At 66.1% G+C, this 23919-nt stretch carries 21 protein-coding genes; 7 read left to right on the forward strand and 14 right to left on the reverse strand.

Annotated elements, in window-relative coordinates:
- The 6 genes from AAF184_16570 to AAF184_16595 form a co-directional block, all read right to left on the reverse strand.
- Positions 1 to 5175, reverse strand: a 5175-nt coding sequence (locus AAF184_16570) for an FG-GAP-like repeat-containing protein (protein ID MEO0423954.1), incomplete at its 3' end; no start/stop codon positions are given.
- A gap of 287 nt (positions 5176 to 5462) precedes the next feature.
- Positions 5463 to 7298 carry an NHL repeat-containing protein gene (locus AAF184_16575; protein MEO0423955.1) on the reverse strand — a complete coding sequence of 612 codons (1836 nt, stop codon included), beginning with the start codon at positions 7296 to 7298 and terminating at the stop codon, positions 5463 to 5465.
- A gap of 3 nt (positions 7299 to 7301) precedes the next feature.
- Positions 7302 to 9101: a choice-of-anchor J domain-containing protein gene (locus AAF184_16580; GenBank protein MEO0423956.1), complete on the reverse strand. Its 1800-nt coding sequence runs from the start codon at positions 9099 to 9101 to the stop codon at positions 7302 to 7304.
- 207 nt (positions 9102 to 9308) lie between these two features.
- Entirely contained in the window at positions 9309 to 10505 is a 1197-nt protein-coding gene (locus AAF184_16585; protein MEO0423957.1) for a sulfotransferase, read from the reverse strand.
- Between the two features lie 151 nt (positions 10506 to 10656).
- Positions 10657 to 11346, reverse strand: coding sequence for a hypothetical protein (locus tag AAF184_16590; protein ID MEO0423958.1), 690 nt, complete (start codon positions 11344 to 11346; stop codon positions 10657 to 10659).
- Positions 11347 to 11379: 33 nt separating this feature from the next.
- Entirely contained in the window at positions 11380 to 12372 is a 993-nt protein-coding gene (locus AAF184_16595; protein MEO0423959.1) for an NAD(P)H-binding protein, read from the reverse strand.
- Positions 12373 to 12447: 75 nt separating this feature from the next.
- On the opposite strand from AAF184_16595, the gene AAF184_16600 reads away from it, so the two are divergent.
- Genes AAF184_16600 through AAF184_16610 form a run of 3 tightly spaced genes read left to right on the forward strand, consistent with a single transcriptional unit; the run spans position 12448 to position 14464 of the window.
- Positions 12448 to 12753 carry a hypothetical protein gene (locus AAF184_16600; protein ID MEO0423960.1) on the forward strand — a complete coding sequence of 102 codons (306 nt, stop codon included), beginning with the start codon at positions 12448 to 12450 and terminating at the stop codon, positions 12751 to 12753.
- Positions 12750 to 13400, forward strand: coding sequence for a histidine phosphatase family protein (locus tag AAF184_16605; protein ID MEO0423961.1), 651 nt, complete (start codon positions 12750 to 12752; stop codon positions 13398 to 13400). The genes AAF184_16600 and AAF184_16605 overlap by 4 nt, the downstream gene beginning before the upstream one ends.
- Positions 13401 to 13426: 26 nt before the next feature.
- Complete coding sequence (locus AAF184_16610; GenBank protein MEO0423962.1) at positions 13427 to 14464, forward strand: alcohol dehydrogenase family protein; 1038 nt, start codon at positions 13427 to 13429, stop codon at positions 14462 to 14464.
- Between the two features lie 30 nt (positions 14465 to 14494).
- On the opposite strand, the gene AAF184_16615 is transcribed toward AAF184_16610, so the two are convergent.
- Positions 14495 to 14803 carry a hypothetical protein gene (locus tag AAF184_16615; protein ID MEO0423963.1) on the reverse strand — a complete coding sequence of 103 codons (309 nt, stop codon included), beginning with the start codon at positions 14801 to 14803 and terminating at the stop codon, positions 14495 to 14497.
- A 78-nt stretch (positions 14804 to 14881) separates the two neighbouring features.
- Between AAF184_16615 and AAF184_16620 the strand changes: the two genes are divergently transcribed.
- Positions 14882 to 15184, forward strand: coding sequence for a DUF1428 domain-containing protein (locus AAF184_16620; GenBank protein MEO0423964.1), 303 nt, complete (start codon positions 14882 to 14884; stop codon positions 15182 to 15184).
- A 13-nt stretch (positions 15185 to 15197) separates the two neighbouring features.
- On the opposite strand, the gene AAF184_16625 is transcribed toward AAF184_16620, so the two are convergent.
- Positions 15198 to 15665, reverse strand: coding sequence for a cupin domain-containing protein (locus AAF184_16625; protein ID MEO0423965.1), 468 nt, complete (start codon positions 15663 to 15665; stop codon positions 15198 to 15200).
- Positions 15666 to 15681: 16 nt separating this feature from the next.
- Positions 15682 to 16113 (reverse strand): hypothetical protein, encoded by a 432-nt coding sequence (locus AAF184_16630; protein ID MEO0423966.1) that lies wholly within the window; start codon positions 16111 to 16113, stop codon positions 15682 to 15684.
- Positions 16114 to 16268: 155 nt separating this feature from the next.
- Here AAF184_16630 and AAF184_16635 point away from each other — a divergent pair, with 155 nt between their 5' ends.
- On the forward strand, positions 16269 to 17288 hold the full coding sequence (locus AAF184_16635; GenBank protein MEO0423967.1) for a 1-aminocyclopropane-1-carboxylate deaminase: 1020 nt from the start codon (positions 16269 to 16271) through the stop codon (positions 17286 to 17288).
- 41 nt (positions 17289 to 17329) lie between these two features.
- Here AAF184_16635 and AAF184_16640 read toward each other — a convergent pair whose 3' ends face one another.
- Positions 17330 to 17962 carry an NUDIX domain-containing protein gene (locus AAF184_16640; protein MEO0423968.1) on the reverse strand — a complete coding sequence of 211 codons (633 nt, stop codon included), beginning with the start codon at positions 17960 to 17962 and terminating at the stop codon, positions 17330 to 17332.
- Between the two features lie 95 nt (positions 17963 to 18057).
- Between AAF184_16640 and AAF184_16645 the strand changes: the two genes are divergently transcribed.
- Both AAF184_16645 and AAF184_16650 read left to right on the forward strand, forming a co-directional pair.
- Complete coding sequence (locus tag AAF184_16645; protein MEO0423969.1) at positions 18058 to 19137, forward strand: bifunctional nicotinamide-nucleotide adenylyltransferase/Nudix hydroxylase; 1080 nt, start codon at positions 18058 to 18060, stop codon at positions 19135 to 19137.
- Between the two features lie 58 nt (positions 19138 to 19195).
- Positions 19196 to 20587, forward strand: coding sequence for a nicotinate phosphoribosyltransferase (locus AAF184_16650; protein ID MEO0423970.1), 1392 nt, complete (start codon positions 19196 to 19198; stop codon positions 20585 to 20587).
- 301 nt (positions 20588 to 20888) lie between these two features.
- On the opposite strand, the gene AAF184_16655 is transcribed toward AAF184_16650, so the two are convergent.
- The 4 genes from AAF184_16655 to AAF184_16670 all read right to left on the reverse strand — a co-directional run.
- Entirely contained in the window at positions 20889 to 21734 is an 846-nt protein-coding gene (locus AAF184_16655) for a DUF4437 domain-containing protein (GenBank protein ID MEO0423971.1), read from the reverse strand.
- A 61-nt stretch (positions 21735 to 21795) separates the two neighbouring features.
- Positions 21796 to 22644, reverse strand: a complete 849-nt coding sequence (locus AAF184_16660) for an enoyl-CoA hydratase/isomerase family protein (GenBank protein MEO0423972.1) — start codon at positions 22642 to 22644, stop codon at positions 21796 to 21798.
- Between the two features lie 41 nt (positions 22645 to 22685).
- On the reverse strand, positions 22686 to 23498 hold the full coding sequence (locus AAF184_16665; protein ID MEO0423973.1) for an SDR family NAD(P)-dependent oxidoreductase: 813 nt from the start codon (positions 23496 to 23498) through the stop codon (positions 22686 to 22688).
- Positions 23499 to 23509: 11 nt separating this feature from the next.
- Positions 23510 to 23919: LLM class flavin-dependent oxidoreductase (locus AAF184_16670; GenBank protein MEO0423974.1), on the reverse strand; the 410-nt coding region annotated here is incomplete at its 5' end.

Consider the following 23919-nt stretch of genomic DNA (forward strand, 5'->3'; position numbering starts at 1 on the left):
CTGGAGTGGCTCGAGATCGGCGTTGTAGCCGAACGTCGTCACGTCTGCATCGCGGGTGATCTGACTAGGCTGATCGAAGGAGGTCCAGCTGGTGCCTGTGCGCACTGGGGAGTTGGCTCCCTCGTCCTTCACGACCACATTGCCGTTGTCGTCGTAGTCGAAACTCAAGGTGCGTGGACCGCTCACCACAGCGCTGAGTCGCGAAGGGCTGCCAGATTCGTACTCGTAGGTGCCCACATCAGACTTGCGCTGAATATTGCCGATCGCGTCGTAGTCGATCTCGACCGTATCGAGGGCGTTACCTCCGCGCCTTGTGGCCACCGAGACGAGGCGATCCAGATAGTCATACTCAGCAACGTCGAAGACGTTGCGTCTGCCGTCGTACTGCGTGTCTTTTCGCTCAACCAAATTCAGGTTGTTGTCCCACACATTCGCGCGTTCCCGCTGGACCAGGACGCCGTTTCGATCCGTGCTCTTGGATACGACCTGGACACCCGAGACGTCGTCGAAGTCGAAGGTGGTGGTCACACCATTGCCCAAGGAGAAGCTGCCGAGTTTGCCGCTGAAGTCGAAGGGCCAGCGGTCACCTATCTCGAATACCCGTACACCGAGGCTGTCGTCGACACGCTCCACGCGCCCGCGCGGGTCGTAGGCGTAGGTCACCGAGTACGGGGTCTCGCCGTCAGCGGATGGGTAGGTGATCGACCGTAGGCGCGAATACTCGTCGTAGGTAAAGGACGTGCCCGTGCCCATGGCGGCGCTCGTCAGCGATACCTGGCGCCCGAGGGGGTCGTAGGCGTACGTCTCCGTCTCCACCAAGCCTGGTGTGGGTTCGTAGGAGATCGTATGGATCTGACCACCGCCTGCGCCGGCGGCCGTGTCGTACTGCCAGCGGGTCCAGAAGTCCGGATGCTCGCGGTAGGTCAGGCGCCCGGCGTCGTCGTAGGTGAAGCTCGCGCTGTGGTTGTTGGGCGAGACCTGCCGGGTCACTTGGCCGAAGACGTTGTAGTCGAACACCCAGCTGCCTGAGTTTGGATCGTCCAACGTGCGGTTGTGACCGAGACCGTCGTAGGAGAAGCGCGTGGTGTTTCCAAGCGGGTCCGTGATGGACTCGAGTTCGCTGAAGGGAGTGTAGGTGTAGTAGGTCGTGCCGGCGGTCGAGAGGAGGCCCGTGCGAGGATCGGGATCTGTGACCGATCGAATGCGGCCGAGCGCGTCCAACGTCATCCGTCGCTGAGCGCCGATCCCATCGGTGACGAGCACCTCATCCTCCTCGTACTGCACCGTACTCTCGGCGCGGCGGCCGTACTGGTCGACCGGTCGGGTGCTGCGAACGACGCGCCGAATCAGGTCGTACTCGGCGTCGAACCAATGCGATGGTGTGTTGTTGAGCGCGGTGCGCGCGGAACGCTGCACGAGATCGCCGCGGGCGTCGTAGCGGAAGACGACGCCTGGGTACTTGGTCTGCTCACCCCCCTGGTTCGAGTACTCACCGACGACCCGTCCGAAGGTGTCGGAGACCATTTGGACATCCACTTCCGGGGTCCCGGTAGGGAAGTTTGGAGAGAAGCGCGTTTGCCGGGTTAACGCGACGCCTGACTCCCGGCACGCGTAAGGGTTGCCGTTCGCAGCGCCACACCAGTCGTAGACCGTGCTGACGTAGGAGCCATCGGGAGCGATCGCATGGATCTGGCGGCCGAAACTGTCGTAGCGAAGTTCCGTCCACAGTCCGGCGTAGTTGCGCAACCTGCTCAACACGCCGAGCGCGTAGTCCCACTCCATCTCACGCACGAGCGAGACGCCCGACGGGTCATCGATGATCTTGCGAGGAAACTGACCGTGGTCGTCGTACTCGATCGCCGTGACGCGGCGAGGGCCGTTGGACTGCTCGCCACCATCGCCGCCCCACACCTCCTGGCGGACGACGTTGCCAAAGGCATCCCGCTCGAACCGCGTCTTGCGCACCTCGGGTCCGTTGTCGACGTTCTCGTGGAACTCGACCACCTGGCAGGTCTCCCAATTCACCTCCATCGCTTGGGAAACGCGGGTGTCGCTAACCCCTACCGACGAGCGCGTGATGGCGATGCGGTCGGGCAACAGGCAGGGATCATCCGATTGGGACTGGAACGCGGTCTCGATGACCGTGGTGTGTTCATCGCCCGCAAAGACCGGATCGACGGTCATCGTGCTTCGGCGAATCTCACCGAAGCCATTCGGATCGGTGTTGATGTCCGCCTCCTGGATCTCGACGACCGTATCGGTCACCTGGAATCCGTTTCGCGGACCGCCCACCTCGTAGCGTTCGGTCTCCTGCTTGCGCCGCCACACCATGTAGCTCGTGCCACCTGGGTGCTCCAGCGGAACACTGGCGTACGTGGTGAGTACCCGCTCGATACGCTTGCTGCCGAGCTTCTGCGAGAGCCCCTGCTCTACGGGTAGTCCGATATAGGGAAAGTCCTGTCGATAGACCGCCCAAACGTCGGGCACATCACGGGTGTCGCGTACCTGATGGAAATCAAAACCCAAGAACCCACGGCCCACCGTACTCAACTTGCCGCCGCTGTAGGAGTAGGTTTGGGTGTAGTCGCCACCGATGCCGTCGTTACGCGTGACGGTGGTGACAAGACGCATCGGTCCGCAGTAATTGCGCTCGGAGGGGAAGCTGGCGTCGTCCGAGAAGTAGCCCGGCACATCAGGCAGCGGTTCGTAGGTGATGAGCACCTCATTCCCGTCCCCGCCGCCGGGTTTGGAGAAGCCGTCGGTGATGCGCACGAGCAGATCTGCGGGGTCGGAGGTGTGGGTGTGCACCGTCCACTGCGAGGACGTCGAGTCGTAGTAGGCGATGTCGCGGTAGCCGTCGCCGTTGCCGTCGAAGATACGGATGCGACCAGGGTCGTCGTAGTTGAGGATATCCTCGACGCTGAACTCATCGTGTTGCGTGGCGAGGCTCTCGCCATCGGACCTCAGCGACACGAAGTTGATCATGTTGTTGCCGCGAGCGTAGTACACGATGTCCTCGCGACCGTCACGGTCCGCATCGGCGACGTAGGCGTTGGCGGACAGGGCGCTCGAGAAGTCGGCGTTGATCTCCGCCGTGAGGGACGTGCCTGTGCTCAGACGCGTATGCCACTCACCCGCTCGTCCGTAGGCGAGGTCGGTCAACCCATCGCCGTTCAGGTCGATGGGCAAGGGGTTATCGATGTCACTGAGCGTGAGCATGGGCTCGAAGGCGCTCCCGTTCGGTTCACCGACGTAGCGCAGCACGGTCCAGTCACCGCTCACCGGCGTCTTGGGGCCCGGGGCTACCGGCGGTCCATCGCCTCCGCACCCGTCCGCTTCCGTGAAGATGGAGAGGGGCGGCACGCTCCAGCCGCCGGCCACGCCGATCTCGTTCTTGGCCCGGACCTGGTAATCGAAGGTGCCAAGGCCTGCGTTGTGGGTGTACGAGAAGTCGGGATGGTCCTGAAGCAACGTCGACCAGTCGCCACCGAGCTCACGCACTTCGACATCCCACGCCACGCCGCGGGCCGGAGACCAATGCAGGTCAACGGTGAAGTCGTGGCACCCGCCTGGCGTGGTCCACGTGGGCACGTCAGGCACCGGCAGCACGCTGGTCCGCAGGATCAGATCGTTCCGACCGTCACCGTCGAAATCGATCAACCTCGCGTCGCGCAAATGGGTGTAGTAGGAGGCCGTGTCGTCGACCAGGAACTGGCCGCTGATGAACTCGGCGGCGGTGAACGTGGCGTCGGGATCTCGATACCTGAGATAGAGCCCGTCATCCAAGCCGTACAACAAATCGTCCAGGCCATCGCCGTTGAAGTCTGCGACGCGAACACCGAGGGCAAGGCCCTCAGCTGCGATGCCCGTATCGATCGGCACTGGGGTGAGTCCCAGGTTGCCGTCGGCCAGATACACCTTCCAGGTCCCCTCGGGGACCATGAGATCCATCGCGGCGTCGCCGTTGTAGTCGATGAGGTAGGAGTCCGCGGCGTTGACGGCGCTGATCGAGGTGGAGTTCTCGATCAAGGCGCTCCCGTAGGAGATCATCACACTCCACGTCGGCGAGGGGCCATCGCCAGCGATCAAGATATCTTGGCGACCATCGTTGTTGATATCGCCGACGCGCGTGGTGCCGACCTGATTGGCGAGCCCTTGGGAACTCGCACCGACACTCGGCCAACCCTCTGCACCGCGCTGCCACTGAAAGCGCGTGACGGGCATGCAGTCCGCCCCGAAATCGTTGCACACTTGCACCGAGGCGAGGCGGCTGCGGCCGGAATCCTCTGCCGTGATCGCCTCATAGGCGAGCTTGTAGATACGCGTGAACTGGTAGCTGGCGCCGTTGTGCCACTGGCTGCGAATCGACCTCAGACGCTTCGAGATGGTGCTCTTCGCGCCACCACGGTACGCGACCCAGCGATCTGACGTCGGCCGATCCCCCCACACGAAATGCAGTCGGTAGCGGAGCTCTGAGGCATCACCGTTGGGGATGACCTCATCTCCCCAATCGACGCGGCGTGGATACACCTCACCCGACGCATTGTCCTCGGTGTAGCGGTACTGGATACGGTTACCGAAGGCGTCCTCCACCGTATCGATCAGCCAGCTTCGCACCGGTCCCACGGCACCGGTTCCCTGGACTTCGATGCGCGTGGTTGCCTCACCACCGTAGGTCACCCGACTGCCATCGCGACGCTCCACCTCGAAGTACGCGGGTACCTGAGCGCCATCGGCGCGCGCCGTGATGCGCAGAAACTGATCCACCTCCGTGCGGTAGGTCGAGTTGGCGGCGCCGTAGACACCTGACACCAGCACCAGCCGCGCACCGCCCAGACAGAAGCGATCGCCCTGGGTGTAGTCCACCGCGGCGATCTCCTCATCCTGCGCGAGCGTCTTCGGGCACCTCTCGATGGATGAGAATCCCGTGAGCCCCCAACCCTCGCCGGCCCACCCTCGTGTCGCACCGCTCGCGTAGGCGAGTCCGATAGACGGACGAACGCCACCGGCGCCAGGAACGGAGAAGATGGGAATGGCGTAGTGCGCCACACCGCTGTGATCGACGCTGAACGTTCCGCCGACGGAGCCGACGAGTTCTTCCGCGTGAACGAGGACGGGGATCAGGGCCCAGGCGAGCAGTGCGTACCTGAGACGAGCGAGGCAAGTGAGGGGCATGGGGATCACATCCGTGAGCAATGAACCGAGGTTCATCCACCCTAGAGTGATCTATTGCGTTAGCTCACGAATCTATCTGGTAGGTTTGCGGAGAAATGGCGGGGCCGCCAAAGACGATCCCACGTTTCCGGCTATCCCACGGAGTTAGTCAATCGAAAGTGGCCCCCACTCCGGTCGTCTTGAATCAGAGACCAGAGCGACCTAGACCGACCAACGGGCGCAATCCTCACCCGCGCTCAAAGAGGCCGCACGGAGCCTGGGTCACGCCCAACCGATCGGCATTGAGTTCAAAGCCCTCCACGCCGCCCCAAGGCGAACGCATAGATCCGCTCATTCCCCGCATCTGTCACGTACAGCCGATCCGCCGCCGGACTCACCGCAATCCCCCGCGGCGTCCTGAACTGGCCGAAGTTGCCGCCGCGCTCGCCGTAGGCCCACAGGAACGTGCCGTCTCGATCGAAGCCCTGCAGCCGGTCGTTGGCCGAATCCGCCACGTACAACACCCCTTCCGGATCGAGGGCGATCTGACTCAACTCCTCGAAGGCGAACTGCCCCGGCTCGTCCCCGGGCCCGCCGATCTCCAGGTCGAACTCGAGCTCAGGCGTGTAGCGCCGAATGCACTGGCAATCACGGCTCGCCACGTAGAGCCCATCCTCCCCGTAGGCCAGGCCGGTAGCGCCCTCGATGGCGATCGAATCGAGCAGGTTTCCTTCGGGATCGTAAACGCCCACGCGCGTCACCCGCGGCTCCGAGATGAACACGCGGCCGTTCACATCGTCCACGGCCACGCCCGTGCGGTCGTTGTTGCCGTCGTCGGGTTCGAACCAGGTGTCCACCAGCGTGCCCGTGTCCGGGTTCATCTTCTGCACGAACTTGCGGCCGACGTCGCTGTAGAAGGTGAAGGAACTCGCGTGGTAGAGGTTGCCCTCCACGTCCACGGCGATGGCGCTGGCGTCGAAGGGCATGATCGGCTGGTTGGCCCGATCGTGGGTCGCCGCGATGCGTGAGGACGTGCCCCATTGGGAGACGAATTCCCCATCGCCGGTGAAGCGCTTCATGAGGAAGTTCTTCTCATCCACCACCACCAGATCGCCGCTGCCAGGCAGCACGGCGAGGAACCCTGGGGTGCTGAGCGTGAGCCCGAAGTCCTCGCGACCGCCGAAGGAGAACTCGTACTCGTTGTCGGCCGAGAATACGTCCACGCGGTGGGCGTAGGCGGCCATGACGTAGCGCTTGCCCGTCACGCGGTTCACCGCCACGGAGCGCGGGTGGAACGACCCGACCACCGTGTCGTGGGGGCCGCGGAAGAGCGCGGAGACCTCGCCTTCCGAGGTGAAGGACTGGATGCGCTCGTTGTCCGAGTCGGCGATCATGACGTCGCCGTTGATGTCGATCTCCACGTCGCGTATCCAGCGCGTCTCGCCGCGGCCGAAGGAGCGCGTGACGTCCCAGAAGCCGACCACATTGCCCTCGAGGTCGAAGCGATGGATCTGGTTCACCTGGGGATCCGTGGCCACGATCGTGCGACTAAAGGGATCGAAGGCGATCGAGTAGGGGCCGCTGCCGCCGCGGAACTGGCCGGGGTCATCGCCCTGCTCGCCGAACTGGCGCAGGTAGTTGGCGTTCTGGTCGAACACCTGGATGCGGGCGTTCTTGGCGTCGAACACGTAGATGTCGTTGGTCTCGGGGTCGATGGCGAGGTTGCGCGGGTCGTTGAACTCCCCATCGCCCGTGCCGGCGCTGCCCCAGCTGCGCACGAACTCGCCCTCGGTGGTCCACTCTTCGACGGTCTCAAAGTCCACTCGGCCCACGTACACGCGGCGCGTGACCGGATTCACCTCCACCCCTAAGCAGCCCTTACAGGGGAACTCGAGGATGAAGTTGCCGTTCTCGTCGTAGCGCCGGGCGCGCTCGAAGTTGCGGTCCACCACGTAGATGTCGCCGGTCTCATCGTCCACGGCGATGCCCGTGGGGAAACCGAACAGCAGGGGATCGTCCTCCACGGAGCCGCCGAAGGTGAACAGCGGCTCGGGAGCGGTTTGGGCGAAGGCTGCAGTGGCTGCCAGGCTGAGCAGGCAGGCGGCCAGCACGCGCGCGTTGGCGGTGGTCAGGTTGCGTTCCATGATCTAGTCCTCCGCCTTGCGCATGAGAATGGGCGCACCGCCAGCGGCGGCGCGGGTGCACGTCGCCAGGCCACTGGGCCCGGGTGGGCGGCCCGCTTGGCGTAGCAGGCGAGAGATGTCGCGACCGTCCACCAAGCCACTGCCATCGAGATCGAGCAGGGGCGTGGTGGTCATGAAGCCGGCGATCATCAGGTTCAGGTCCACCTCGCCGACGAAGCAGTCGTTGTCGAAGTCGGCGTCGCAGGCGTTGCCAAAGCCGTCGGAATCGGCATCGAACTGCACCTGACCGCCCGCGTCGGGCCTGTCGGGGCCGTTCGGCACGGTGATGCAGTTATCGAGGGAGTTGACCAACCCGTCGTTGTCCAGGTCGCTCTCCTCCGCGCCGCAGCCCACGGCGCTGACGCGAACGTCGTCCACCTGGGCGTACCACTCGTCGTCACCGGCGAAGCGCAAGCAGACGTAGGCGGTGCGCACACCGGCCAATGGCGTGAGATCCACGGTACGCACCGCGCCCGGGAGGGCCGAGAAGGCCCCTATGTTCAGCTCCTCCGAGAGCGCCTGCGCGTAGCCGTCGATGGTCTCGGGGCTCGGCGCGACATTGCCCGCGTACACACCGAACAGCTCCGACTTCCTGGGCGGAGTCCCCTGCGCGTTCACGCGGAACTCGAGGGTCGGCGCGGTGGCCGTGCGCAGGTTGATGGCCGGGGAGCACAGCCAGCTGCTCACGTTGCTGACGCGCCCCTGGTTGGCATCGACGCAGGCCGCATCGCCCTCGCCGCCCGTGACGTTGCCACCGGTCCAGCCGTTGCCGCCGCACGCGGCGCTGTCGCTGGCTTGCCAGGCCAACTCGTTGGCGCCGACGCTCGAGAAGGTGCTCCAACCCGCCGCCGCCAGATCCCCACCGAGACCGGTGAAGGACTCGTTCAAGCACTCCGCGGGCGTGGGCGAGCATTGGCTGGGCACGGGCTCGCCGCTGCCGGAGGTGATGGCGACGTCGTCGACGAAGAACGTCGAGGCCATCGTGTTGAGGGCCACGGTGTTCGCTTCGAAGCGCAGCAGATGGGCGGCGCCATCCGCGAAGGCGCTGATGTCGACGGCCTGGGCGGAGTAGCCGAAGGTGCCGCACAGGGGTGATCCGCCGTCCACGCTGAACAGTTCCTGCCCGTCGAGGGTGACGCGCACCACGTCCTGGTCGCTGTCGCAGCGGATGGCCTCGAAGGCGAAGGTGAGTTCGCTGGCCTCGGGCGGGATCACCACGGACTGCTCGGCGAAGGTGAGATCCGGTCCGCCGCCGGCGCCGCCGAGCCAGATCCAGTGCTCGCCGCTCGCCGCGCCGGTGCCGAAGGTGTAGCCGCAGGTGTCCAGGCTGCAGCGCGAGCTGCCGAAGCGCTCAGAGCCGAAGGTCCAGGGCGAGTCGTCGAGCTCCACGCTGCCATCGAGCACGGCGTCGAGGGGCTGCGGGTCGCCCGGTAGGGTACAGGTGAAGCCCTCCTCCACCTCGCAGAAGGACGAGCAGCCGTCGCCGTCCACGCGGTTGCCGTCGTCGCAGGCTTCCCCCTCGTCGAGGAGTGCATCGCCGCACTCGGCGGCGAGGGCAAAGGCGGCGGCGAGGGTCTCGGGACGAATCCGCGACGGCGCCTGAGCCGCAGGCGCTTGCCACGCTTGGGTGGACGGCGCTGGGGTGGCGGCGTTAGCGCCGCCCCAAGGTGCCAGCGCGAGTATCCCTAACGCACTGAGGTGAAATAGGTTCTTTCCTGTGGCAGCCGCGGCTAGCGGGCCACCTGATGAGGCGACGCGACCCATGGTGCTTAGCATCCGTGCGATTGAACTGTCGCCACAGTAAACCAGCGCCGTGACAAACGCATAACCACAAACCGCGCAGGTCCCGGAGATACGAACGCCCCAGGGCTTCGCCTCGAAGGGTCGCCGCTCGAATAACGCTCGCGTTAAGTGCCCATGGCGAACTATCGGCGCCGTCGGATCACCGATGGCCGCCTGCCAGCGCTCGCCCTAGGCGCTCTTCAAAATGCTGAAGGACGCGAGTTGCTCGTAGAGTGCGTCGGCCTGAGCCTTGAGGGCGGGGTCGAAGGGATCGACGGGCTCCGCATCCGGGGTGTCGCGAAAGTACTGGCGCACGGCCGTGCCGGCGAGCGGCAACGCAATCGCCTCACACAAGGCACCCATCGTCGACTCAGGCGCCGCTCGCAGGTCGTCCTGCAACACGAAGTGGCAGCGCGTTGCATGCTCGCGCACGGCGCTGAAGGTGGCGATCCAGTAGTGCAGCCAATAGTCGGCGTGGTCCGGCCCGTGCGGCACGCCGGCGTCCATGCCCGGGAAGCGCAGGGGGCGATGCAACTCGCCGAACTCGAGGTGCCCGATATCGCGCATGTACCGCTTGGTGAACGCATCGTGTCGGTGCTGTTCGAGGAAGTTGCGATGCTGGCGATGGAGGGAAGCGGCGTGGGGCCCCGGCCGGCGCAGGGGCACGATGATCTCGCCCTCGGGGAACATACGCGGCAGCAGGGCGAGGCGGGCGATGTTGGCGTTGTTCTTGGAGCAGTAGCGGGCTGTGCGATCGCCCCCGCCGTCGATCAGCGCGATCTTGCGCAGGTGACGATCGAAGAAAGCGCTCGCCTCCTCGTTGAAGTCGCCTTCACCCCACAGGCGAATGCCCGCCTCGTCGTAGTGGTGGGGCCAGTGGAGTTGCCAGAACACTTCGTCGAAGGCCTCGGGCGTGTCGAGGTCGATCTCCAGACCGTCGCCGTGGGCCCGCTCGCGGCGTGCCACCTGGCGATTTCCATAGGCGTTCATCTGCCGCCACAGCATCGGCGCTGCGAGGAAGGGCATGTGGCGGTAGCGGTGCATCGCCGTACTGGGGATGGCGTCGAAGGCGTTCAGCAGGGCCGTAGTGCCCGCGCGCGCCAGGGAGGTAATGAACACGGGGCGCGGTGGCGGCATGGCCTCGATCGCGCTGCCGTGGAGGGTGTCGTCGACGCGGGCGAGGCCGCGGAGCATCGCCGGCCCCGAGAAGGCGAATTCGTGGAAGAACCGATCCGTTGAGTTGTAGGCACCTGCGCCCTCTTCGGTGGCGCGCTCCCCGCGGCGAGCTCGGCCTCGCCACAGGAGCAGCCCGATGCACGCGAGCCCCCCGGCCAGCGCCAGGAAGCGCCAGTCCGAGAGCCAGCGCGAAGCATCCTCGAGGGTCATTGCGTTCACCCGGTAGTGGCGCGACCGCGCCAGGGAGCCAGACACCAATGGGCGCTGACAGACGGCGAAAAAGTTGGAGGAACGGGTCGCGCAGATCCACCTGCGCACGGCCGAGCGCGCCGAGTACCGCGACGGAAGGTGCGCTCGCGACCTACAGCAGGGAGCGCAAGGGGCCGAAGGCGTCCTCGATGGCCGCGGGCACGGCCATGGCGAAGATGTCGAGAATGACCACGGCGTTGAGCGTGGAGTCCGCCTTCACGGCGGCGGACAAGCGGCGGGTCATGGCCTGGTTCACCACGCGCAGCTCACGGTACAGCTCGAACAGCCCGGCCACGTCGAGGGGAGCTGCCTCCGCGCCCTCGCCGGCGACCACCGCTTGCAGGGCGTAGGTGCCGAGCACGCGAAAGGTCGTCTCCTCTTCTGTCGCCAGGGGCAGATGAAAGCGCGCCATGAGGCGGAAGAAGCGCGTACGCGGGCAGCCGCTCGAGGCCATCACCAAGCCGATGAGGGAGCTTAGGGCCTGTTGCACGGACGTGGTCGCCACCACCCGGCGCTCGGGCGTCTCCACCTCCACGAAGAGCTCGTCGTAGGACACCACCTGCTCGAACTGGGGCACGATGCTGGCCAGGCGCGCGGCCGCGGGGCAAGCGCTCACCTCATCGGCGGCGAGGGGGCAGTTGGGGCATTGGTTGAAGGTGAGATCGGTCCAGGGGGCCGGCGGCGTGTCGCTCGGCGGCAGGCGCATCTCGAAGTGCTCGGGTTCGAACTGCAACACCACCTCCGCCGCTTTCTCTTGGCGAGGCAGGCGAAAGCGGTAGCTGATACGGAGGTCATCGCTCATGGGCCGGGCCATGGTACGGGCTCGACCGCAGCCTTAAAAGAGCTTGTGCTCGCCCAGGGCCTGATCCTCGAGGCCCTCGGTGAGCACCCGGGTGTAGAAGTCGCGCAGGGTCTGCGCCCCCGTACTGGGGGTCTGCTCGGCATCGTAGACCTCGCGCGCGGCGTCCCAATGGAGCATGGACTCGGTGGCGTAGTAGCGGCCGATACGCGCGAACTCGGCCTTCGCCGCCAGCGGCGGGATCACCCGCGACAGGGGGCCGAGCACGGCGAGCACCGCATCGAACAACTTCGGCGACACGCTGCGAACCTGCACGGGCTGCCCTGCAAGTTCGCACAGCAGAGCGCCCTGCTCGCGGGGCGTGATCGCCGGCCCCGGTCCGCCGATGGGCAACACGCGATTCGCGCGCTCGGGCAGCGTCAGGCAATCGACCAGATAGCGTGCGAGGTCTTGCTCACCGATGGGCTTACAGGACGTTTCGGTGCCATGTCCAAACACCAGGAACGGCTTGCCGGCCTGCACCCGCGCGACCTGCCCGGCGAGGGACTTGAAGTAGGCGGTCGGCCGCACGATGGAGTAACGCATGCCGCTCTCGCGCAGGGTCGCCTCGAAGGCGAGCTTGGCGTGTTGGAAGGCCAAGCGCGGCTTTTGCACACAGATGGCGGAGAGCAGGACGAAGTGCTGGGCGCCGGCGGCCTTGGCTGCGGTGAGCAGGTTGACGTTGGCGTCGTGGTCCACGGCCCAGGCGTCTTTGGGGGCCCCGTTGCGCGAGGCGATGCAGGAGATCACGGCATCTACCCGCTGGCCGGCCAGGGCCGTCTGCAACGCTTGCGGGTCGAGGGGGTCTGCCTGGCAGACGGTGACACCCGGCGCGACGCGCGCGGGCGCTGAGGTGTCCCGAAAAAGCGCGAGCACCTCGTGGCCGTCCGCGCTCAAGGTCTTGGCAACGCGGGCGCCGATGTAGCCGCTTGCGCCGGCCAGCAGCACCCGCACCTTGGCAGCGCTCGTTCCCTGAACGTCCTCAAGCATCTCCCGCACCCACATCTCGCGATTTCACTTGCCGCCGTGCGATCATCGCACACCGCGTTGGCCAGGGAGAGCGGTGTGGAACAGGACTACTGGTGGCTACTGGTGCTGGGCACGGTGTTCTCCGTGGGGGTCACCGTGTTGTTCCTGTATTCGCTTTTCCTCGGCCTGCGCAAGCGGCGCTGGTGGCCGCTGTTCGTCGTGCTCACCGTGTGGCTCGCGGGCATGGTGGCCTACTCGGGATGGGACGGCGAACGCCGCCGGGAAAACGCCCGACGCCGCGCGGACGAACTGGTGGGTCAACACCTGGAACGGAACACGCCCCAGCCTCGAGCGATCGCGCGGGACGGGCGACTGACTCTCCGAAGGACATCACCGAGTTGAGCGACACCATCTACTTCGTCCGCCACGGGCAAACCGAGTGGAACGTGCAACGCCGTCTGCAGGGGCGTGGCGACTCGCCGCTCACGCCGCTCGGACGTACGCAAGCACAAGCGCACCGCCGGTGGCTGCAGGCCGACCCGCCGGAGGCGGTGATCGCAAGCCCGCTGGGCCGTGTGCAAGCCACCGTGGCCCTAGCCACCGAGGACCTCGGACTCCCCGTGACCTTCGACGAGGCTCTGGCCGAGCGCTGCATGGGGGAGTACGAGGGCTGGAGCCTGAAGGAGATCGCCGACAAGGCTCCGGAGCTGGCCGCGCAAAAGAACTCGGATCCCTGGGCCTGGCTGCCGCCCGGCGGCGAGGACTACGACCAGCTGTTCGCGCGAACCGCGCCGCTGGTGCAACGACTGAAGGAGCACCCGGCGACGAGCCTCCTGGTGGTCTCTCACGGCACCATCGTGCGGCCGATCCTCGCCCAGTTCCTGGCCCTCGATCGGGACATCACCCTGCGCATCAGCTCCCCCAACGATCTCGCTTACCGCATGCGCCGCACGGATGAGCATCCGGCCGGCTGGACTATCGAACATCGCGCCGAGGAGCAGTGGCAACCGGGACTGCGCCTCCTGCCCCCACCGCTTTCTGGCATTTGACGCCCTTGAGCGACCACGACGCACGGATGAAAGCGGTCCAGCTCGTCGGCCACGGCGGTCTCGACCAGCTCGTCTATCGCGAGGATGTCCCGGTGCCCGTGCCGGGCGCACGGGACGTGCTGATTCGAGTCGCCGCAGCCGGCGTCAACAACACGGACCTGAACACGCGCCTCGGCTGGTACTCGAAGGGCGGGGACTGCGCCGACGATGCCAGCTGGTCCGGCGATTCGATCGCGTTCCCGCGCATCCAGGGCGCAGACGTGTGTGGCGAGATCGTCGCGATCGGCAGCGATGTCGATCCATCACTGCTGCGAAGGCGGGTGCTTGTCGAACCGTGCCTGCGCGAAGCGCATGGCGAGGAACTCCTGCGTCCCTGGTACTGCGGCTCTGAGTGCGACGGCGGCTTTGCGCAGTACACCACCGTGGCCGCCCGCCATGCATACCCCATCGATAGCGCGCTGAGCAGCGTCGAGCTGGCCTCCTTCCCGTGTTCCTACTCGACGGCACTGAACATGCTGCATCGAACAGCCGTTGGCGAGGACGATGCCGTGCTGATCACCGGCGCGTCCGGGGGCGTCGGATCGGCTGCCGTGCAGATCGCCAAGGCGAGGGGGGCGCGCGTGATGGCGGTGGCAGCTCCCGACAAGTCCCAGGGGCTAACACGCCTTGGCGCAGATCGCGTCATCCCTCGCGACGCGAACCTGACGGAAGTGCTCGCCAAAGACTCGGCAGATGTGATTATCGACTTGGTCGGTGGCCCGCGCTGGCCCGCGCTCCTGGACGTGCTAAGGCCCTTCGGCCGGTATGCGGTAGCAGGGGCGATCGCCGGGCCTCATGTTGAGCTAGACCTCAGAACGGTCTACCTGAAGGACCTCCAGCTCTTCGGCTGCACCGTCCTGAGCGAGGGAGTGTTCGCCTCGCTCGTCGCACAGATAGAAGCGGGACGCATCGCCCCGCTTGTCGCCGAAGTGTTCCCCCTGGAGGAGATCGCGGCCGCCCAGACGGCGTTCGCTGCCAAGCGGCACGTCGGAAAACTGGTCATCGACGTGGGGGCCTGCGCGTAGCGAGGTTCGCCGGGGCCGCGTGACCTGATCCTAAGGCTGAAGCAGTGGCGTCGGCGCTTGGTGGCCCTGCGACTCGCAGGCGAAGGTGCCCGAGCACTCCATCTTGTAGCCGCCGCCGAAGCCGCGGAAGTGATCGATCTGCTGACTGATCCACAGCACGGTGCAACTCCCGCAGGTGGCGCTGGCGTTCGCCTGCAAGCCGCCCGTGCATTCGGCTTCGGCCACGGCGGGCGTACGGCCCTGCCCCTCTGAGACGGTCGACCCGCCTTGCGGGCAATCGGCTTGGGCCAGCGAGGGCGCGACGAACAGCGCGACGGTGATCAACATAGCTTGCTTCATAGGTCTCTCCTGAGCGTTTCGACGGCTTCGTCCACTCAGGAGTCCGAGGCGCTGGCGTTTGCTCCCGGCGAGACGTGGGTGGCTCGCAGGCGTATCGTGATCGAAGCCGCCCCCCGGCGTGTCGCAGTGCGAGGCGCCTCGCGCGTGGTGAACACCTGGGGCGACGACGTGCCCGAAGGAAAGGTCAACTCGCTCTGTTCGGCCGTGATGCGCGAGGCCGACGAAACCGTGGTGTTCTCCTGGATCGAGTGGCCGTCGAAGGCCGTTCGCGACGCGGCGTGGGAGAAGGTAGGTGAGGATCCCGAGATGGCAGCCCTGGAGCTGCCCTACGACGGCCGCCGCATGATCTTCGGCGGCTTCGATCTGCTCCTCGACGCCTAGGCTGCGCTCACCCCTACTTCAGGCGCTCGCCCGCCTTGGTGGAGTAACCACCACCGCCGCTGTAGCGTCCGGGCAGGGCGCGCAGATCGGCGTCCGGGTATTCGGCCCCATCCTCATCCATGCGTGAGCCCACCACGAGAAACTGGGCGTCGCTATCGCTCTCGTTCACCAGGTGGTGACCGTTCGCCACGCCGCCCTTGAAGCCCGCACAGTCGCCGGCACGCAGGGTTTCGCGACCATCCTCGGTGGACAGCACGAGTTCTCCGCTCAACACCCACACGAACTCATCCTCGTGCGTGTGCCAATGGCGCTGGGCAGACCAGGCGCCCGGGGGCAGCGTCACCAGCACCACGCCGAACTGCGTGAGCCCCGCCGCGTTGGAGAGATGGCGCTTGTGGCGCTGGAGGCAGGGCACGTCGTAGGGCGTCGGGTAGGTGGTGCCGACGCTTGCGGGCACCTGCTCGATATCGATCTTGGGCATGTCGCCTCCCTGGCGCTCAGTCGTTCGCACTGCCTCGGGGCGGTGGCGGCGTCTTCTGCTCGCACACCACGCCCCGCGTGGTGGTGTTGGTGTGCACGAAGTGCTCCGCCCCGTCCACGCGCAGGGCTACGCGGTAGCCCGGCGTGATCACCTGGCCGTAGCCGAAGCCTGGCTGGGGGCAGCCGAGGCTCGTGTCGCTCCACTGCATGGCCTGCACCGTGTCCACCTCGATCGAGGCCGGGTCCACGCTCAGCTCCGTGGCCAGCGTGCTGCGCGCGAGGTCGGCGATCTTGCGGGTCTGGTCGTCGAGGGGGATGAGGCGACCGTCCTCGGTCAGTTGTCGTCCTTCGGGCATGGGGGCCTCCCCGGCCAACGCGATCGCCATCAGCAGCAGCGCACCGCTGGCGACGGCGATCAGCCCGGCGTGGTGGATACTTGGCGTGCTCAACGGCGTGAATTCCTTGCGTTGAATCGAATGGTGCTGGTCGCCGCGGCGGGCTGCGTTCGGCGCGCCTGCGCGCGGCACCAGGGGCAAGCTACGATACCACCGGGGCGGCGAGCGTCACGCCTGATCCCTGCCACCTACACGCCAAGGAGCGCCGGATGGGCCTACTGGACAACTTCGACCGCTACCCCCTCACCTTCGGCCCCACGCCCATCGAAGCGTTGCCTCGATTGTCCGAGGCCCTCGGCGGCCAGGTGGAAATCTACGCCAAGCGCGAGGACTGCAACTCAGGGCTAGCCCTCGGCGGCAACAAGCTGCGCAAGCTCGAGTACATCGTGCCCGATGCCATCGCGAGTGGCGCCGACACCTTGGTCTCCATCGGCGGCGTGCAGTCCAACCACACGCGCCTGGTCGCCGCCACGGCGGCCAAGATCGGCATGAAGTGTCGCGTGGTGCAGGAAGCGTGGGTACCGCACGAGGACGCCGTGTACGACCGGGTGGGCAACATCCTGCTCACGCGCCTCATGGGGGCGGACTCGCGCCTCGTCGACGACGGCTTCGACATCGGCATCCGCCGCAGCTGGGAGACGGCCATGGAGGAGGTGCGCGCCGAGGGCGGAAAGCCCTACGGGATTCCAGCCGGTGCCTCCGTACACAAGTTCGGCGGCCTGGGCTTCGTGGGCTTCGCCGAGGAAGTGCGCGAGCAGGAGCAGACCCTTGGCTTGCGCTTCGACTACATCATCGTCTGCGTCGTCACCGGCTCCACTCAGGCGGGCATGATCGTGGGCTTCAAGGCCGACGATCGCGCCGAGCGCGTCATCGGCATCGACGCCTCGGGCACCCTGGAGCAGACCCGCGCCCAGGTGACGCAGATCGCCCGCGACACGGCCGAGCTCATCGCCCTCGGCAAGGAGATCACCGAGGACGACGTCCACATCAACCCCGACTACGCCTACCCCGCCTACGGCGTGCCGAGCCAAGAGACCAACGAGGCGATGCGCCTGGCGGCGCGTACCGAGGCGATGATCACCGACCCCGTGTACGAGGGTAAGTCGATGCAGGGGATGATCGATCTGGTGCGCAAAGGGTTCTTCCCGGCGGGCTCGAAGATCCTGTACGCGCACCTGGGCGGCGCGCCGGCGATCAACGGCTACGCGTACACCTATCGAAACGGTTGAGTGACGCGCGCCGCAGAGCGCGTCGTTGACTCAGCTCCAGATCACGCACGCACCCGGTACAGCGCGGCGGGCGGGTGCGCGCCCCCGGTCGATTTCTTTCCCGTGTCGACCAGCCAGTCGTGCTGGCGCATCGACTTGCGAAAGTTACGCTTGTCCAGGGGTTCCCCCAGCACCGCCTCCCAGGTGTTCTGCAACGCCGTCATGGTGAAGGTGGCCGGCATGAAGGCGAGGCTGATCCGCGTGTGGCGGATCTCGTTGCGCAGTCGCTCCACCGCCGTGTCGATGATCTGCCGGTGGTCGAAGGCAAGCTTCGGCAGGGCATCAGGCGCGAACCACTCGCCCCGGCCCTGGTCGCTTGCACGCTCATTGAGAATTGCCAGGTAGGCCACGCTGATGATGTGGCCGCGCGGGTCGCGCTTCGGGTCGTCGCCGAAGGTGGCCAGCTGCTCGAGGTGTATGCCCGCCAGGGCGGACTTGGCGCTGAGCACGCGAGCGGCCGTTGCCCTCAGGGGTTCGCGCTCGTGGACGAAGGCACCGGGCAGCGCCCAGGCGTCGCGGTAAGGGGCCTCCGAACGCCGGATGAGTTGCAGCTCCAGCTGCCCGTCGGCGACGCGAAAGGCCACGAGATCGACGGTCACTGCGGGACGGGGGTAGTCGTAAGTCGCCAGGGCCACAACTCCTCGAGGGTGGACATCGTTCGGTAGTAGTGTACTATATACACTACTGCGCCAGGGGACAGACCCATACCGCCTGCAGTAAGGAGCTTACTGTGACGACTACGCCAACCTTCGATTTTCTCGTCTTCATCGGGCGCTTCCAGCCGTTCCACAACGGTCACCAGCAGGTGGTGCACACCGCCCTGCGCCAGGCGCGCCACGTCATCGTGCTGGTGGGATCGGCGCACCGCCCCGCGTGCATCCGCAATCCCTGGTCCTTCGCGGAGCGCGAGCGGATGATCCGCGCGAGCCTCGATGAGCACGACAACGCCCGCGTCCATATCGCACCGATCATGGACGCTATGTACAACGACGACCTGTGGATCGCCAACGTGCAGCAGTGTGTGAACGGCCTGGTCACCGCCCACCACGCCCAACCCCACCGCGAGCCGCGTATCGGCTTGATCGGCCATGCCAAGGATCACTCCTCGTACTACCTGAAGCTGTTCCCCACGTGGGCGTCCGTCGACGTACCCAACACCGGTGGCATGAACAGCAGCGACGTGCGCGAGGCCATCTTTCGCTCGGACAAGGGCCGCTGGGAAGACCATCGAACGTCCGTGGCGCACAACGCGGGGGCCCTCGTGCCGCCAGCGGTGCTGAGCTACCTCAACGAGTACACGCGCACCGACAGCTTCGCCTCCCTTCGCGACGAGTACGACTTCATCGCGCGCTACCGCGCTAGCTGGAGCTCGGCGCCCTACGAACCCACGTTCCTCACGGTGGACGCGGTGGTCGTGCAGTCGGGGCACATTCTGCTCGTCGAACGACGCGCGCGGCCCGGCAAGGGCCAATGGGCGCTACCCGGCGGCTTCATCTCGCCGACCGAATCCACCCGCGAGTCGATGCTGCGCGAGCTCAAGGAGGAGACCAACATCAAGGTGCCCCTGCCCGTGCTGGCGGGCTCCATCGTGAGCGATCACCTCTTCGATGACCCCTACCGCTCCACGCGCGGCCGCACGGTCACCCACGCGTTCTACGTCCACCTGAGGCCCGAAGAATCCCTGCCGAAGGTGAAGGGAGGCGACGACGCACGCTCGGCGTTCTGGGTGCCCCTCGCCGACCTCGACCCCGCCCGCATGTACGAGGATCACTACTTCATCATTCAAACACTGGTCGGTCAGGCCACCTGATCACCCCCTGACGGAACGAGGGAGAGACCCGCGTTCCCCCATCACCGGAGGAGCTCCTGTGAACACGAACCCCATCCTCAACGTCGACTCCTACAAGACGTCCCACTACCTCCAGTACCCGCCCGGCGCCGAGGTGGTGTCCAGCTACATCGAGTCCCGCGGCGGCACGTACGACCAAACGGTATTCTTCGGCCTGCAGGCATTCCTGAAGGACTATCTGTGCAAGCCCATCACGCGCGAGCACATCGAGGAGGCCGCCGAGTTGCTGTCGGCCCACGGCGTGCCCTTCAATCGGGCCGGCTGGGAACACATCCTCGATCGCCACGGCGGTCATCTGCCGCTCGAGGTGGAAGCGGTGCCGGAGGGCACGCGCCTGCCCGTCTCCAACGTGCTCGTGCAGGTGCGCAACACCGACCCCGCCGTCCCGTGGCTCACCAGTTACGTGGAGACGGCGATGCTGCGCGCCGTGTGGTATCCCACCACCATCGCCACCCGCTCCTTCGCCTGCCGCACCACCATCGCCGAGGCCCTGGCGGAAACCGGCGACTCCCTCGAGGGCTTAGAGTTCAAACTGCACGACTTCGGCGCCCGCGGGGTGAGCTCGCGCGAGTCCGCCGAGCTCGGCGGCGCCGCCCACCTGCTGAGCTTCATGGGCACGGACACGATCAGCGCCGTCACCGCCCTGCGCCGCTACTACGGGGCGACCATGCCCGGGTTTTCAATCCCCGCTGCCGAGCACTCCACCATCACCTGCTGGGGGCGTGAGCGCGAGGTCGACGCCTACCGCAACATGCTCGACCGCTTCGCAGGCCAGGGCAACGTCGTCGCCGTGGTGAGCGACTCCTACGACCTCTTCCACGCGATTGAACACCTGTGGGGCGACGCCCTACGCGAACGGGTGATCAACAACGGCGGTACCCTGGTCATCCGCCCGGACAGCGGAGACCCAGCGGACATCGTCTGCGAGACGATCCGCCGCCTGATGGATCGCTTCGGTTATAGGGAGAACAGCAAGGGCTTCTACGTCCTGCCCGACTACGTGCGCGTGATCCAGGGGGACGGTATCAGCCCGCGCCAAATCCACCAGATCCTTGCCGTGATGAAGATCCACCGCCTGAGCGCGGAGAACATCGCCTTCGGGATGGGCGGCGAACTCCTGCAGAACGTCAATCGCGACACCCTGCGCTTCGCCATGAAGGCGTCGGCGATTCGGATCGATGGGGAGTGGTCGGATGTGTACAAGGACCCTGCGACCGATGAAGCGAAGCGCTCCAAGCGCGGGCGCCTGGCCCTGGTGAGCGACGAGGCTGGGATCCGCACGATTCGCGAGCGCGAGCTCGGTCAGCTTCCGAACATGCTGCGCCCGGTGTTTCGCGACGGCGAGCTGTTGGTCGACGAGGCGTTTGCGGACATTCGTGCTCGGCTGCACGGAACAGGCGATCGTCCTTAGCCACGCGATGAGCAGAACCGTTAGCGTTCCTCGTCGCCACGCTCTCGGCTGAGAGTGGCCAAGCCGAGGACCAGAAAGACGATCCCCACCCCTGCCGTAGCGGGGCGAGTTCCATCAAACAGCACCGGGGCGAGCATCAACGGCATGGCTGCCACCATCCAGAGCACGCCCCGGACTCTCCGCGCGCGCAGCTTGCTACCTAACGCACCAATCATTACCGCACCTTTCGTACACCATGGGCCCATAGTCTACGCGAGGTCACAGGCAACACCGACCGCTTGCCACCTCCTCGCGATTGACGTCAGGGCGTGGCGGTGGCGAAGCGGTATCTCCCACGGGTGCTCACATACACCAGGCAGTCGGCCTCCGCGTTGCTGAGGCACGAGATCACTTCATCAGAACCGCTCGCGCTGAAGTAGCTCCCCGCCTCCAGCTTCTCGGCGCGGCCACCGCCCTCGGCCGCGCCGAACTCGATCGGTCCGCGAATCACCACCGTGTGCCGCGGAGCACCGGCACCCTGAAGCTGGCCTGACGTACCCGACCTCAGCCGCAGGAGGGCACCGTGCCTCCCATCGCCCTGGCGACGCCCCCAGAGGAACGCGATCTGCGCGTCAGCGCCTTCCACCCAAGTCGTGTCCTGCGATGACAACCAAATGATGTTCGTAGCATCAACGTTGATGGGCCGCTCGCCGTTGTCGAAGGCTTGATCTGACGGGCGTACCAGGTAGGGTCCCTGCAAGATCTCCAGGACGATCATCGCAGGTTGACCCGGCTTGGCGGCGGTGATGTGAGGCTCGCCTGCGGGCTGGGTCCAGAAGGACCCGGGGCCCATCCACATCGGTTCCGCCTGGCGGTCGTCGTTGTGCACAGCCCCCTCGATCACCACGGCGCGGTAGGTGATGTTGTGGATGTGCGGCGGTGAGGAGAAGCCGTCCCTGAACCGCACGATCGCCCCGGTCGACTTGTTGTTGCGGATGTCTCCCCACAGCACGCCGGCTTGCGGACTCGCCTCACCGCGCGCCGGATTCAAGGGCTGGAACACGACCTCGGAGATCGGCAGCACCCGCGGCGGCGGTGCTGCCGATGAGGCGCCGGGCGCGCACAGCAGCGCGACCGTGATTATCTGCAGTACTGCCTTTGCGAGCACGACGCCCTCCTGTCGTTCTGAAGGCGCGCGGGCGCGCCGCCTATCCCCTGGACACCCAAGCCTAGTTGATATCCTGCACCTGCATCACGAGGTCGTTCCAGTTGCGCTGGTTCTCCATATCGTGCTCCAGCCCCTGCTCATCCGCAATCCGGAAGCGCTTCAGGGCCGGCGTCTTGCTGGTGGCCTGATAGAGCCAATAGGCCTCGGCCTTGAGTGCCTCATCGATCGGCTTGTCGATCGACTCGTACACCATCTGTTTGCAGGCGTTGATGGACTCGGCGGGGAACTTCGCGATGCGCTTGGCGAGGGTGTCCACGTAGGGGCCGATCTCCTCGGGCGCCAGGGCCTTGTTGATCGTGCCGAGCGCTTCGGCCTCGTCGGCATCGAAATCGCGGGCACTCAGGATGATCTCCAGGGCCTTGCCGAGGCCGGTCTGGCGTGCCATGCGCGAGGCACCGCCGCCACAAGGCAGAATCCCCATGCCCACCTCCATCTGCATGAACTTGAACTTGCCTCGCGCGGCGAAGCGCATGTCCAAGGCCAGCGCGAGTTCGTGTCCGCCGCCACGGGCGAAGCCCTCGAGCTTGGCGATGGTGGCCTGGGGTACCTTGCTGATGCGTTCGCACACGGCCTGCAGGTCGAGCAGCTGCGCCTCGTCGCGCGACACCGCCTCCGAGGACATGTCCTTGAGCAGCTCAGTGTCGTAGTGACACACCCACACCTCGGGGTTCGCCGACTCGAAGACCACCACCTTGGTGGCCCTATCGCGCTCCAGGCGCATGGCGAGGCTGTTGAGGTCGGCCAACATCTCCTGGCCCTGCACGTTGACGGTGCCGAAGTCGAAGGTGACGGTCAGAATCCCCTCGTCCTTGTGCTCGGCCTTGAAGGTGGTAAAACCTGCGTACTTCATTCGAAAGTCCTCACTGAGTGGAGTGCCGTAAGCCAACGGCGTTAAGCGTCTGCGATTCCGTCGAGCTTGCCGATCACGCTGTCTATCGCGTTGACCAGGGCTTCGGTCTTGGTCGCATCGTGTGCGTCCGGATGGGGGTGGCCGAGGGCCCGGCGATCGTTGTCGTAGTAGCGGCCCGTGACGCCGGCGAACTCATCGCTCAAGGCCGTGCGCACGAGAATGTCCGCGCCGATGCCAATGTCCTTGCCGGACGTACCGAAGGCTTCCTTGACCATCTTGCTGCCGAGCAGTGACCCGGGATTCACGGCCAGCACCGATGGGCCGTCGTCCGCGAGCTCGCGGGCCAGGTGGAAGGACCACATCGTGATGGCCAACTTGCTCTGCGCGTAGGCCTCGCCATCGGAGAGCGTGCGTTGGCCTGCGAGCGCCGCGAGATCGACGGGCGCTTGCGCGGCGGAGGAGAGGTTGATGAGGCGCCCGTCGGACGGCACCAGCGGCAAAAGCTGTTTGGAGAGCACGTACGGGGCCACCGTATTGACGATGAAGCGGGTGTCGAAGCCCTCGGGCGTGAGTGGCTGGCGCGTCTTGTACACACCGGCATTGTTGATGATGACGTCGACCCGATCGTGTTTGCTCGCGATCGCGTCGGCCAAGGCCCGCACCTCGCTCAGGCGGGAGAGGTCGGCCCGGTAAGTCTCCACCTTGCCGCCGGTGGAGAGCGAGGCGCGCAGCTGCTCGAGCTTCTCGTCGCTGCGCCCGTGCAGCAGCAGGAGGTGGCCCTGGACGGCCAGCTTCTTGGCGGTCTCGTAGCCGATACCGTCGGTGGCGCCGGTGAGGAGAATGGTCTTGCTCATGGGTGTTTCCATCAGTGCGTGAAATCAGGGAGCACGTGCTCGGCCAGTCGTTCGAGGGTGTGCTGCGGGTCGAGTCGGTTGAAGCGCAGGTTGAGCGCGACGTGGTTCACCCCGATCGCCTGCCGCGACTCGAGGTAGCTTCGCAACGCGTTGATGCCGAGCCGGAACCCGAGGTGCAGGGGCTGGGCAGGGGCGTCCGGGTGCTCCGCCAGATCGATGTACAAGGGCTCCATGACGGGCCTGTCAGGGGCCGCGGTCCGAGTGGCTCGTGCGCGCAACTCATGGATGAAGCGCGCTTGCTGGGCCGTCGGGCGCGGGTAGGTCATCCAGCCGTCGCCATGCTGGGCGAGCCAATCGGCGTCCTGTTGGCTGGCGCCGGTGATCAACAACGGTAGGTGGCCGGCCACCGGTTTCGGCAGCA

Source organism: Pseudomonadota bacterium (assembly GCA_039815145.1).
In the GTDB taxonomy this organism is placed as follows: domain Bacteria; phylum Pseudomonadota; class Gammaproteobacteria; order Steroidobacterales; family JBCBZW01; genus JBCBZW01.